Origin of the sequence: Corynebacterium sp. KPL1824, from assembly GCF_000478095.1 — a bacterium.
GTDB classification, from domain to species: Bacteria; Actinomycetota; Actinomycetes; order Mycobacteriales; family Mycobacteriaceae; genus Corynebacterium; species Corynebacterium accolens.
In genome coordinates, this window is sequence record NZ_KI515749.1 from 808,139 (window position 1) to 820,824 (window position 12,686).

Genomic DNA, 12,686 nt, shown 5'->3' on the forward strand with positions numbered 1-12,686 from the left:
CGTCCCCGTATAACCGGCGGAATCAAAAATCGATCCAGAAAAGAAGGCTGGGCCAGTGGCCAAAAAACATGCGAAGGTGCTCAAAGGGCGTATTAAACAGCGCTTTTTGCCGCAGGTCGAGTTGTCCTCGCAACCTGATCACGCGCTCCTTGATGTCATCACTGTGCCCAAGGATCAAAACGCCAGCCCGTGGCGCCAGTTGGCCAAACGCGCGCTGTGGGCATTTGGCATCCTCATCTTTGTCACCATCGTGGTGTACTTAGACGGTGAGGGCTATAGCGAGGACATGTCGCTTTTGGATTCCTCCTACTATGCCGCCGTCACCCTGACTACCGTGGGGTATGGCGATATCGTTCCCGTTACGGAGCAATCGCGGTTTATCAACCTCGTACTTATTACCCCAGCCCGCCTCGTCTTCCTTGTGCTGTTGGTTGGTGCGACGCTATCCGTGCTGACGGACAAGGCCCGCCGCACCTTTGAAATCCAGAACTGGAGAAAACAATTGCGTAACCACACCGTCGTTATTGGCTATGGAACGAAGGGCGCCGGGGCAGTCGCCGCGCTCTTGGCAGATGACGTGCCCACCTCCCAGATTGTGGTCATCGATAATAACCGCGCCTCGCTGGCTCATGCGGAACACCATGGGCTGGTCACCATCTTTGGCTCGGGCACCAAGCAGGACGTGCTTAAGATCGCCGGGGTGGAGCACGCAAACTCCATTGTGGTCACCCCGTCCTCGGACGATACCGCGGTGCTGTGCTGCCTATCCGTGCGCGAGCTTGCCCCCAAGGCCAAGATTGTGGCCTCGGTGCGCGAGTCCGAAAACCGCCATCTCTTGCTCCAATCCGGTGCAGATTCCGTGGTGACGTCTGCAGAGACCGCCGGCCGTCTACTGGGGCTTGCCACCGTGACCCCCACCGTGGTGGAAATGATGGAGGACCTGCTTTCTCCTAACGAGGGCTTTTCCGTATCAGAGCGCGCCGTGCGCGAGTTCGAGGTTGGTTCCAACCCGCGCCACCTGGCGGATATCGTGCTCGCGGTGCTGCGCAATAACGAACTTCACCGCGTTGATACCGCTGATGCCTCCGCACTGAAACCGGGCGACCGCCTGCTGTATATCAAGCATGACTTGGAACAACCCGTGGAAGTGCAAGATGAGGACGAGGAGGATTAATTGTATTTGCCCGTAACGCACACGGGTCTAGTGCCTGCCACCGCGAGCGGGGACGCCGCGTTGGTGGAGCAATTGCCGGAGGGCGTGGGGACACCGGAGATGGTGGACATCGGCACGCTGCACGTTTTTGCCTGCCCGGAAGCAATTGCGCGGCGGATGGGGCAGTTGCAACCTGCGACTTTTTTCGCCGATGATTCCCTCGTCATGCAGGCCATTGCCTTGATTCGCAACCGGCTGGAGCAGCGCTTCGATCCGCGCACGGGCCACCCGTTGGACTATCCCACGCCGGGTATTATTGGCCGCGATCCGCAGGATTCGCGCCGCATGGTGTTTCCGCGCCTAGACCCGGCGGTTATCGGGCTCATTGAACTCAAGGGCGAGGAGCAGATTTTGCTGGCGCGCAATCGCGGGCGCAATAGCTTCTTTTCCTTGATCGCTGGATACGTGGAACCGGGAGAGACCATTGAGGCCGCCTTTGCCCGCGAAACCATGGAGGAAACCGGGCGCCGCATTGACAATCTTCGCTACTGGGGATCTCAGCCGTGGCCGCCGAGTGGCTCGCTTATGCTGGGCTTTCACGCAGAGACATCGGATGTCCAGCCCACCTGCCATACTGATGGGGAACTGGAAGAAATTCGTTGGGTGACCCGCGCCGAGCTGCTTGAGCTCCCGTTGGCCACCGCGGGTTCTATCGCACACACGATGATTATGGAGTGGTATCACGGTGAATAAGCCGGATTTGTCCCTGCTGGATGAGGATCAACGCCGCGCGGCCACCGCCCCGCGCGGGCCGGTGTGCATTTTGGCGGGCGCGGGCACCGGTAAGACGCGCACCATTACCTATCGCATCGCCAATATGGTGGATCAAGGGTTCGTAAACCCCCAGCGCGTTTTGGCCGTGACCTTTACCGCGCGTGCGGCAGGAGAAATGCGGGATCGCCTGCGCATGATGGGCGTTGCTGGCGTGCAAGCCCAAACCTTCCACGCGGCCGCGCGGCGGCAGCTGAAGTATTTCTGGCCGCAGGTCGCAGGCGATCTGCCGTGGACTCTATTGGACAATAAATTCCCGCTGGTAGCCCGCGCGGTGCGCTCGGTGGGGCTGGATAATTCCAAAGACATGATCCGTGACGTGCTGGCGGAAATCGAATGGGCGAAATCCGCGCTGGTCAGTGCGGAGGACTATGAGAGCGTCATCGCGGAAACGGATCGCACCGCCCCGGCCGATGCCGCCAAGGTGGCCGAGGCCTTCCGGCGCTACGAGAAGGCCAAGGCTACGCCGGATATGATGCATTTGGACTTCGATGATCTGCTCATGCACATCGCTGGCGCCATCGAGAACGTCCCGGCCATTGCGGAGACCTTCCGCGAGCAGTACCGCACCTTCGTCGTTGACGAGTACCAGGACGTCACGCCCCTGCAGCAGCGCGTGCTGAATGCTTGGCTGGGCGATCGCGATGATCTCACCGTGGTGGGCGATGCCAACCAGACCATCTATTCCTTCAATGGCGCATCGCCGGAGTACCTGTTGAATTTTTCGCGCAGCTATCCGGACGGGACCATCGTCAAGCTGCAGCGCGACTATCGCTCTACGCCGCAGGTCACGGACCTGGCTAATCGGGTCATCGGCAAGGCTACGGGGCGCGCGGCGGGCACCCGCTTGGAGCTGCAGGGCATGCGCGAGCCTGGGCCGGAGCCGACGTTTAAGGCCTACGAGTCCGAGGAAAATGAGGCGCAGGAGGTGGCCGGGCAGGTGCTGACCCTGCTCAACCAGGGCGTGCCGGCCTCAGAGATTGCCATCCTGTACCGCATCAACGCCCAGTCGGAGCAGTTTGAGCAGGCGCTTGCCGATGCCGGAGTGGTCTACCAAGTCCGCGGCGGTGAAGGTTTCTTCCGCCGCCCGGAGATTCTGGAGGCCATTCGCGTGCTCATTGCCGCCACGCGCCGCGATGATTTGCCGGAGGACCCCGTGGCGATTGCGCGGGCCGCCTTCGTCGAGCTTGGGCTCAGCGCCACCGAACCGCAGGGCGCGCAGGCCCGCGAGCGCTGGCAATCGCTGAACGCGCTGGTGGGATTGATTGAGAAGATCGTGGAATCCACCCCGGGCATCGATCTCAACGGGGTGCTGGGTGAGCTGCGCCGCCGCTCCACTGATAAGCAAGCCCCCGCCATGGAGGGCGTTACTCTCGCTACGGTGCACGCGGCAAAGGGCTTGGAGTGGGACGCCGTCTTCCTCGTCGGACTGAGCGAAAAGCTCATGCCCATCAACCACGCCATTAAGGCGGGTAACGAGCAGATCGAGGAAGAGCGCCGCCTGTTTTATGTAGGCATTACCCGCGCCCGCGAGCACCTGGCCCTGTCGTGGGCATTGGCGAAGACCGCCGGTTCCAGGGCCTCCCGGGAGCGCACCCGCTTCCTCGACGGCATCGCGCCAGGCGTGGAATCGGCTGCGGGAAGTGGCCGCTCCCGCCGCCCGAAACGCTGCCGCGTGTGCAGCGGGGTTTTAGAGACCCCGGCGGAAAAGGTCATTGGCCGGCATGAAGACTGCGAGGGCAATGGCGACGACGAAGTCTTTTCCGCCCTCCGCTCGTGGCGCGCACAGGTTGCCCGCGAGGAAAAGGTTCCGGCCTACGTCATCTTCACGGACGCCACGCTGCAGGCCATCTCGGAAGAACTGCCGGTAGATGAGGCGGAGCTGCTGTCCATTTCTGGAATAGGGCCCAATAAGTTGGAGCGCTACGGCGAGCAAATCCTAGAGGTCATTCGCTCTGTGCGGTTGTAGCCAGGTTGACCTTGCCGCCGAAGCACACCGGGCACCGCGGATGGGCGATGGCCGTGCGCTGCTGGTGGCGGCCATAGACGTCTACCTCCCATTGTTGCCCCGGCCGCGGGAAGGCGGTCGGCGCGCCTGGCGGTAGGGGGCGTTTGCTTAAGCGGCGGATTATCACCTGTACTTGGGCCGCCACCGCATCGATAACCAGCTTTTCTGGCTGCCTGCGCACGCTGGTGAGCTGGGAGGCAATGGTGCTCCACTGCGGATCCGCATCCACGCGGTATAAGTGAATGCACAGCGGGCAGGGGCCTTGCCCTTCCACACGCAGGGGCCCGATGATGCCGCGGTTATCTTGTAAGGAAATGGGCAGCCAGGTTGTCGGGGTGCCTGCAAGCGCATTGGCGCAATCGATGGGGCAGTGGAGCTGGTCGATGGCAAGCACCGTAAAAAGCCCATCGAGGTCGTGGATATAGGAAAAGATATTGTCCTCATCAAGGGGGATGCGCACCGTATATCCATCTGCTGCCAAGCGGGCGCGCAACTCCAGAGCAAGCGGGGATTCACCCAGCATGATGATGGTTTCATGCTGCTCGGGATGTGGTGGCTGGGGCCAGAGGATGCCATAGTCCAGAGCATCATCGATGAGGCTGCTGGCGGCGGCGCTATCCAAGCCGGCCGCTTCCAACCGCGCCGCCAATTCCCCGGAATCGACCGGCTGATGGGCCGTGGCAAAAGCGCGGGCCACACCTTGCGCATTGCCCGTATCCGCCACCGCAACCCGGGTGGCGTCCATCCCAAATTGCACCACGGAATCCTCGCGGCAAAATACGCCACACCCTGGAGCTAATGTCACACGTTGAGCCGTGCCTTGTGAGGCAGTCACTGGTTTTTCCCTCGATTCCCCTTTTATCACCCCGAATACGGCATATGTGCCGCATGTGCGTCCATTGCACCACAGGTACAATGGCCTGTCATGTCGAGCACGCAACCACCAGGACGTACCCACCCTGAGGTCAAGGTTATCCGCTCTGCGCGGCGGCGAAAGTCCGTGCAGGCGCGCATGGTGGCCGGGGTATTGGAAGTGCGCATTCCGGCCTGGATGTCCGCCCGCGAGGAAAACGAGGCGGTACAGGATATGCTCGCGCGCCTAGAGAAGAAAACCGGTGGTGCGAAGACCGATGCGGCGCTTCTCCAGCGCGCCAAACAGCTCAACGCGCAGTACCTGGAAGGCCGCGCGTGGATTGGGTCCATCCGGTGGGTGAGCAATCAAAATACGCGGTGGGGTAGTTGTACTACTTCCACCGCGGATATCCGGCTGAGCAACCGCCTACAGCAGGTGCCGGATTATGTGCTGGATTCGGTCATCATCCATGAGCTCACCCATACCTTCATCCCGCGCCATGGGCGCGAATTCTGGCAGTGGGCCGATAGGGCGCCCCACGCCGAGCGGGCCAAGGGCTACCTTGAGGCCTACCAGCGCTGGGGCGGTTAGCGCGAGCTACTTATCCTCGCCGCCGTTGTCCTTTTCGGAGTTGTCGTCGCCGTCGTCCGCGTCGTCGCTGCTCTGCGCGTCCTTGTCTTCTGCAGAATCCTTGTCCTCTTCGGACTTGCTTTCGGAGTCCTCGCCGGAGCCCTCGCCGTTTTTGAGCATCTCTTCGAGCTTGGCAAATTCTTCCTCGAAGCCCTCATCCGGCTCATCATCCAAGAGGGAATCGATGAAGGCGGCCGGGTTATCGAGGTGCTCTGCGGTGGGCAGGAAGTCTGGGTGGTCCCAGGCCTTATCGCGCTTTTCGGCACCTACGGCCACGGTGGCGCGGCGCCACAGCTCGGCGGCCTCGGTGACCTTGGGGGCGTTGAGCTCGATGCCCACGACCTTGCTAAAGGCCCGCTCGGCAGACCCGCCGGTGCTGCGGCGGTGTGCCCAGGCCTCAGTGAGCTTGGAGGTGGAGGGGATGCGCTCGCCCAAGGCCTCGCTTACGACGTGCTCGGCCCAGCCCTCGACCAAGGCCAGCAGGGTTTCCAGCCTGGAGGCGGCGGCGGTGTTCTTGGAGGTAACCCGCGGAGAGAGATCCATTCCCTGCAGTTTGCTCATGGCTTCCTGGATGGCCTGCGGGTCGCCGGATTCCAGGTTCAGCTCGCGGGCGAGCTCTTCAATGTGGGAGGTATCAATGACCAAGCCGATGGCGTATTCCTCCACGGAGGAGACGATGCGCTCTACCAGCCACGGCACGTGCTTAAACAGGCGCTGGCGGGCGGCCTCGCGCGCGGCGATATAAACCAGTACCTCTTGGCCCGGAACGTTGAGCTCGCGCGCGACCTTCTGAATGGTATGCGGCAAAAGCGCCACCGTATTGGCCGGGGCGATGGGCAGGCCAAAATCGGAGCCGGTCAGTGCCTGGCTGGCCAGATCGCCCAGGGCGTGGCCTAGCTGCATGCCGAAATTCATGCTGGACATCTGGCCCATCATCTTGGTCATCGGGCCCATCATTTCGCGAGCCTCTTCCGGCATGGATTCCAGCTGGGCATCATTCATGTGCTGGGCCACGGGGGTGACCATGCGTTCCCAGGCGGGCATGGTTTCTTCCAGCCACTGCTTGGAATCCCATGCCTGCGTGGTACCGGAAGCGGTGGGGAGAATAGAGGCATCGTCAAGCCAGAGCTCCGCCAGGCGCACCGATTCTTCTACTGCCTTGGAATCTTCCGCGCTGATGTCTTTTGACTTGGGGATCTGCTGCAGGGCGATGCGCTTGGCCATATCGTAATTGACCGGCCCGGAGTTCTGGGGCGAGTTCATGGACGAGCCCATGCCGGATAGCATCTGACCGAACTGGTTCAGCATGTCTCCGAGGCCGCCACCATTACCGCCGCCGAATGCGCCGAACGGGTTCTGGTCACGACGGCCGTCATTATCGTCGTCATCGTTATTTGGGAAAGAAAAACCGAATCCGTTGCTCATGCGCTCCAATCTACCGGCACCGTGCGGAAAGTTTCCATGATCACAGCAACGCTGACAGCGAACAGTACGCCAAAGGTTGTAGGCTATTGCTTCGTGAATTCTCCTGCTAGCCGTCGCGTCCGCACCATCGCCTGGGGTGCTATCCCCGTTGTGCTTACCGGTGCGTTGGTATCGCTTGACCATATCCCGGGCACCGATGTCTCGCTGACCGTTCCTTATGCCGCCGAAGGCCCTGGCCCCACCGTGGATACGCTGGGCGAGGTTGATGGCACCCAAGTCGTTGATGTGCAGGCGCCAAAGACCTATAAGCCCAGTGGGCACCTGAATATGACCACCGTATCCGTGCGCACCAATATGACCTTGGCGCAGGCGTTGGGGCGCTGGACGCTTACCGATGACACCCTGGTGCCCATCGATACCGTCATTCCGCAAAACATGACCGATGAAGAGGTCCAAGAATCCAATAAGCAGGCCTTTACCCAATCGGAGTCCGCGGCCACCATCGCGGCGATGGACTATTTGCACCTGCCGGTCAAAATCACCGTGGCCGAGGTCATCGAGGACGGCGCCGCTTCGGAGCACCTTAAAAAGGACGATGTCATCACCGCCGTCGATGGCACCGAGGTCACCGAGCCAAGCGAGGTCCAAGACATGATCAAGGACAAAAGCCCCGGCGATAAGGTAAAAATCAGCGTCACCCGCGGGGACAAAGAGCTCAGCGAAGAGATTGAATTGGGCGAAAACCCGCACGATAAGGGCAAGGCGTTGCTGGGAATCGCCATGCTATCGCAGCCCAAGGACGATATTTCGGTGAACTACAACCTGCAGGATATCGGCGGGCCATCAGCGGGAATGATGTTTACCCTGGCGGTCATCGATAAGCTCAGCGATGAAGACTTAACCGGCGGTACCTTCGTGGCCGGCACCGGTACCATTCAGGCCGATAGCAAGGTTGGGCCAATTGGTGGCATCGAGCATAAAATCGCCGCCGCGCACGAGGCAGGCGCTGAGCTCTTCTTGGCGCCTAAGGACAACTGTTCAGCGGCGGCCGGCAGCGACCACGGCGATATGACCATTGCGCAGGTAGAAAACCTCGACGATGCCGTGGCGGCCATGAAGGACTTTGCGGCGGGCAAAGACGTCAAGGAATGCACCTAATAAAAACTCATAAGGCCGGGGCCTAGTCCTTTACTAGGCCCAATTCCTTAATTTTTTCTTCCGGGTCCACCTGGTCAGAAGAGATCATCTGCTGCATGACCAGGCCTTCCTTATTATCCACCACGGTGATAACGGCCGTGGCGCCCAACGTGGACCAGCCGACGACGCGATCGCCATCGTCTTCGATGGCATGGGAGCTGCGCAGCTCTGTAAGTACCTGGGTGGTCTGGGAGGCCTTGGAGCGGGACTTAAAGAATTGGAATTGCCCCACCTTAGGACCGGAGCAATTGTAGGAAGAATCCCCGCCGGTGGAATCGCAGCGCTCAAACTGGGCGAATAGGTCCTTGGGCGCCAGCGACTTATATACGTCGTAGACTTTGGCGACTGACTTATCCAATTCGCCGCCAGCACTCGGCTCGCTGGTGGTGCTTTCCTCGGAAGCCTCGTCCTCGTCCTTATCCGCCGATTCTGACTCCGAGGAGGACGCGGCGGAGGATTCGGTGCTTGATGCCGCGGACTCCTCGTCGTTTTCAGAGGTCGTGGTGGTGGCCGCAGAGGTGGTCTCTACGGGGGCATCGTCAGGCGCATCGGCATCGGAGGAACAACTTGCCGCAGCCACGCTGAGCCCTAGTAGCGCCGCCGCGGTAGCGGTGCGGGCAGAAGAACGGCGGGTGAAGGAAAGGCGTCGCACTGTATAGAACTCCTTGGTTGCGGGCTTAATTGCCACTTAGTCTAGTTCATCCGGATCCTGGTTGAGGCCATAGCGCAGCGCGGCGATTACGCCAGGGGCCACCTGCGGGCCGCCGCGGAGCTGAATATCGTCTTCAGCAAAGGGGCCGGCCGCCTCAAGCTCTTCTTCAGTGGGCCGCAGCTGCAGCAAGGTGGTCTCAATTCCTTCCTCGCGCAGGGCACCCGAATACAGGCGCGCCGGGCGAGGGGAGGGGTCCTCGCTAGAAGTATCCCGGAACTTGATCTCCTGGGCCAAGATGGCGCCCGCGACCTCGCGCGGCCAGGCCAAGCGGGAGACGTAATCAGCCAATTCCTCGGAACCCGGCTCGATGTTTTCCGGGACATTGTCTTGCACGATAAGGGTCAGCGGGGACGCGGTTTCCTCATCCATGGCCGCTAGCTGGTCCGCCACCAGATGGGTGGGAACAAGGGCGAAGATGGTGGGGCGGGCGTCCCAACCTTCAGCATGGACGAACTCCACGGCCTCCGTCATAGCGCGGTTTAAAGCTGGCTGAGATAATTCGGGGGAACTCATAGGCATCCTTATTCGTTATCTGGGTATTGATTCCTTAAACTGGAAAAAGTCTACATGTTTAATATTCGCACTATTTGATTGGAGCTGGCGTTGTCCCTAGGGTCATCCACACCAGCCGCCCCATTGAAGCGGCCACCTAAGGTCGCGGCAATTATTGCGGCCATCATTGCCGTCCTCTTATTCTTCGGACCCATGCTCGTGGGTATGTACACGGATTGGAGGTGGTTTGGCTCCATTGATTACCGCAGTGTTTTCACCACCGCGATTATTGCGCGCATAGTCCTCTTTATCATCTTCGGGCTCGTTGCTGCCGCAGTGGTGTGGGCAGCCGGGTTCTTTGCCTGGCGCGGCCGCCCCGATTCCCTGGATATGGGGGATTTGAATTCGCCGGTCTATCAGTACCGCCAGTCCATTGAGAAGTCCATGGGCGTGCTGTTCAAGGTCATCCCGGCCATCGTGGGCATCATCGCCGGTTTCATCGGCCAGTCCCACTGGCGCGATGTGATGCTATTCCTCAATGGTCAGGACTTCGGCGTACAAGACCCCCAATTCCACCACGACTTGGGCTTTTATGCCTTTAGCCTGCCCGTGCTGCAGATGGTGGTCAGCACCCTGTCCATCCTGCTTGTACTCGCCTTCCTCATTGCCCTATTCGGCCACTACATCTTGGGCGGAATCCGCATTGGCAATAAGGCCGCGGGCGTGCGCGGCTCTATCTCCCGCTCGGCGCGCCTGCAGCTTGCCATTACGGCCGGGCTGTGGATGGTGGCCCAGGTCGCCGGATACTGGCTGGAGCGCTACGGGCTGCTGTATTCCGAGCACGACCTGTTTACCGGTGGTTCCTACACGGATATCCACGCCTACCTGCCCGCCAAGATCATTTTGATGATCATCGGCGTCTTCGTCGCTATTGCGCTCTTTATGGCCATCGTCATCAAGGACCTGCGCATCCCTGGCCTCGCCGTCGTGCTCATGCTCGCGTCCTCGCTCATCATCGGCCAGGCATGGCCGCTGCTCATGGAGCGCTTCTCGGTACAGCCAAACCGCCAGGCGAAGGAAAACGAGTCCATTGCCCGCAATATCGAGGCCACGCGGTATGCCTATGGGCTTACCGATGACCACGTGACCTACAAGGAAAACTGGGGCGGCGACAACGTATCGGATGACAAGGTTGCCTCCGATAACGCCACCATCAATAACCTGCGCTTGCTGGATCCAGAGATTTTGTCGCCGACGTTTACCCAGATGCAGCAGCTGAAGAACTTCTATGGGTTCCCAGAAACGCTGTCCATGGACCGCTATGAAATCGATGGCAAGATGCGCGACTTCGTCGTTGCAGCCCGCGAGCTGGACCCGAATGAGCTGCGCGAAAACCAGTCCGACTGGATCAACCGCCACACCGTATATACCCACGGCAATGGCTTCGTAGCCGCGCAGGCCAATACCGTCGATGAGGTTGCCCGCGATGCCGGTTCTGCTCGCGGTGGTTACCCCATCTTCACCGTCTCTGACCTACAGACCCAGGCCGGCGAGTCCGAGGGTGAGGGCGAGACCCAAGATGCCGAGAAGTCCTTGGGCATCAAGGTAGACCAGCCCCGCATTTACTACGGCCCGGTCATCGCTAGTGCCGCAGATAATTTGGACTACGCCATTACCGGTACCACCGGCGAGAACCCAGTGGAGTACGACACCGATAGCACCAACTACACCTATGACGGTGAGGGCGGCGTTGAGATTGGCAATCTCTTTGACCGCACCATGTATGCCGCCAAGTACCGCGAGCTGAACTTCCTGCTTTCGGACCGCGTGGGCAGCGAATCCAAGCTGCTTTATGACCGCGACCCCCGCGAGCGCGTGGAGAAGGTTGCCCCATGGCTGACCACCGATTCCGCTACCTACCCGGCCGTTATTGATGGTCATCTGAAGTGGATCGTCGATGGTTACACCACCCTGGACTCCCTGCCGTACTCGCAGCGCGCTTCGCTTTCCGATGCCACCCAGGACGCCCTCAACCCCGATGGCACAACCCAGCGCTTGGTCAATGACCGGGTGGGCTATATCCGCAACTCCGTGAAGGCGACCGTGGATGCCTATGACGGCAGCGTGGACCTCTACGAGTTCGACAAGGAAGACCCCGTTCTCAAGGCCTGGGAAGGTGTCTTCCCGGATGTGGTGAAGCCGGAATCCGAGATCTCCGATGAGCTGCGCGAGCACTTTCGCTACCCAGAGGACATGTTCAAGGTGCAGCGTGACCTCTTGGCCCGCTACCACGTTGATGACCCGAACGTCTTCTTCAATAACGACGCCTTCTGGTCCGTACCGAATGACCCGACCGCAGAGGAATCCCGTGACCTGAACCAGCCGCCGTACTACGTGATGGCTGCCGATCCGGAAACCGGCGACCCGAGCTTCCAGCTGACCACCTCGTACCGTGGTCTGAACCGTGAGTTCCTGTCCGCACACATGGCGGTATCTTCCGATCCGGATACCTACGGCGATATCACCGTGCGCGTGCTGCCAACCAATACGCAGACCCAGGGTCCGAAGCAGGCACAGGACGCCATGATGTCTTCTGACCAGGTTGCCCGCGACCGCACCCTGTGGGAAGGCACCAACGATCTGCACAACGGTAACCTGCTGGCCTTGCCGGTCGGCGGCGGCGAGATCCTCTACCTCGAGCCGATTTACTCGCAGCGCAAGGATCAGGCATCCGCCTTCCCGAAGCTGCTGCGTGTGCTCGTGTCCTACAAGGGCCGCGTGGGCTACGCACCGACTATCGGTGATGCCCTTGAGCAGGTGGGAATCGACGCCAAGTCCGCCCAGGACATCGAAGAGATCGAGGGCGACTCCGGCGACGACGATGCCGATAAGGACAGCTCTTCTGCGGACAAGAAGGACGAGAAGAAGGAATCTACTGAGGAATCCGCTCCGGCTTCGGCCCCTCGTTCCTCCGATGAAGCAGGCGCTATCGAGGACATCAACAAGGCCCTGAAGGGCCTGGAGGATGCCCGCAATGGCTCCTTTGAAGAGTACGGCCGCGCCTTGGATGAGTTGGACAAGGCAGTTGAGTCCTACCAGAAGTCCGAGGGCTAAAGCCTCTCACTTCGCGTAGTAGAAACTCAGGAAATAAGGCACCTACCCAGGGGATTTGGGTAGGTGCCTTCCTGTCTGTATAGTTACAGAAGTCGCCGGGACAGAGCGAATACATTAAGTATTAACGCACTGTTCAAGCGCAGATGATGGAAGTCATCTCGACGCGGGGTGGAGCAGCTCGGTAGCTCGCTGGGCTCATAACCCAGAGGTCGTAGGTTCGAATCCTGCCCCCGCTACCAACTTCCAGGCCCTGGCCAGAAAAGATTCTGGC

General features: G+C 60.4%; 10 protein-coding genes and 1 tRNA gene. 7 read left to right on the forward strand and 4 right to left on the reverse strand.

Translation table 11 applies throughout. From position 1 onward, the window contains the following. Window positions 1-55: 55 nt before the first annotated feature. The 3 genes from HMPREF1267_RS03795 to HMPREF1267_RS03805 are packed head-to-tail and all read left to right on the forward strand — an operon-like array spanning window position 56 to window position 3,953. On the forward strand, window positions 56-1,174 hold the full coding sequence (locus HMPREF1267_RS03795) for a TrkA family potassium uptake protein (protein ID WP_005277555.1): 1,119 nt from the start codon (window positions 56-58) through the stop codon (window positions 1,172-1,174). Continuing rightward, entirely contained in the window at window positions 1,175-1,906 is a 732-nt protein-coding gene (locus HMPREF1267_RS03800; protein WP_023016926.1) for an NAD(+) diphosphatase, read from the forward strand. After that, window positions 1,899-3,953, forward strand: a complete 2,055-nt coding sequence (locus HMPREF1267_RS03805) for an ATP-dependent DNA helicase UvrD2 (protein ID WP_005281820.1) — start codon at window positions 1,899-1,901, stop codon at window positions 3,951-3,953. Before HMPREF1267_RS03800 ends, HMPREF1267_RS03805 begins: the two co-directional genes overlap by 8 nt. Here HMPREF1267_RS03805 and HMPREF1267_RS03810 read toward each other — a convergent pair. Beyond that, entirely contained in the window at window positions 3,931-4,797 is an 867-nt protein-coding gene (locus tag HMPREF1267_RS03810; protein WP_232215101.1) for a hypothetical protein, read from the reverse strand. The two genes, HMPREF1267_RS03805 and HMPREF1267_RS03810, sit on opposite strands and share 23 nt — an antisense overlap. 120 nt (window positions 4,798-4,917) lie before the next feature. Between HMPREF1267_RS03810 and HMPREF1267_RS03815 the strand changes: the two genes are divergently transcribed. Next, window positions 4,918-5,436 carry a M48 family metallopeptidase gene (locus HMPREF1267_RS03815; protein ID WP_023016928.1) on the forward strand — a complete coding sequence of 173 codons (519 nt, stop codon included), beginning with the start codon at window positions 4,918-4,920 and terminating at the stop codon, window positions 5,434-5,436. A 6-nt stretch (window positions 5,437-5,442) separates the two neighbouring features. Here the strand turns inward: HMPREF1267_RS03815 and HMPREF1267_RS03820 are convergent, their stop codons facing one another. Then, the gene (locus HMPREF1267_RS03820) at window positions 5,443-6,900 is read right to left on the reverse strand and encodes a zinc-dependent metalloprotease (protein ID WP_023028451.1); all 1,458 of its coding nucleotides are present in this window, start codon (window positions 6,898-6,900) and stop codon (window positions 5,443-5,445) included. A gap of 93 nt (window positions 6,901-6,993) precedes the next feature. Between HMPREF1267_RS03820 and HMPREF1267_RS03825 the strand changes: the two genes are divergently transcribed. Then, entirely contained in the window at window positions 6,994-8,058 is a 1,065-nt protein-coding gene (locus tag HMPREF1267_RS03825; protein WP_034653501.1) for a PDZ domain-containing protein, read from the forward strand. Window positions 8,059-8,080: 22 nt separating this feature from the next. Here HMPREF1267_RS03825 and HMPREF1267_RS03830 read toward each other — a convergent pair whose 3' ends face one another. Both HMPREF1267_RS03830 and HMPREF1267_RS03835 read right to left on the reverse strand, forming a co-directional pair. Further along, window positions 8,081-8,749: a hypothetical protein gene (locus tag HMPREF1267_RS03830; protein WP_023028452.1), complete on the reverse strand. Its 669-nt coding sequence runs from the start codon at window positions 8,747-8,749 to the stop codon at window positions 8,081-8,083. Between the two features lie 36 nt (window positions 8,750-8,785). Beyond that, window positions 8,786-9,322, reverse strand: coding sequence for a PPA1309 family protein (locus HMPREF1267_RS03835; RefSeq protein ID WP_005277569.1), 537 nt, complete (start codon window positions 9,320-9,322; stop codon window positions 8,786-8,788). A 123-nt stretch (window positions 9,323-9,445) separates the two neighbouring features. Between HMPREF1267_RS03835 and HMPREF1267_RS03840 the strand changes: the two genes are divergently transcribed. Further along, window positions 9,446-12,415: a UPF0182 family protein gene (locus HMPREF1267_RS03840; protein ID WP_034666844.1), complete on the forward strand. Its 2,970-nt coding sequence runs from the start codon at window positions 9,446-9,448 to the stop codon at window positions 12,413-12,415. A 162-nt stretch (window positions 12,416-12,577) separates the two neighbouring features. Beyond that, a tRNA-Met gene (locus HMPREF1267_RS03845) sits at window positions 12,578-12,654 on the forward strand. The last annotated feature ends 32 nt before the right edge of the window (window positions 12,655-12,686 follow it).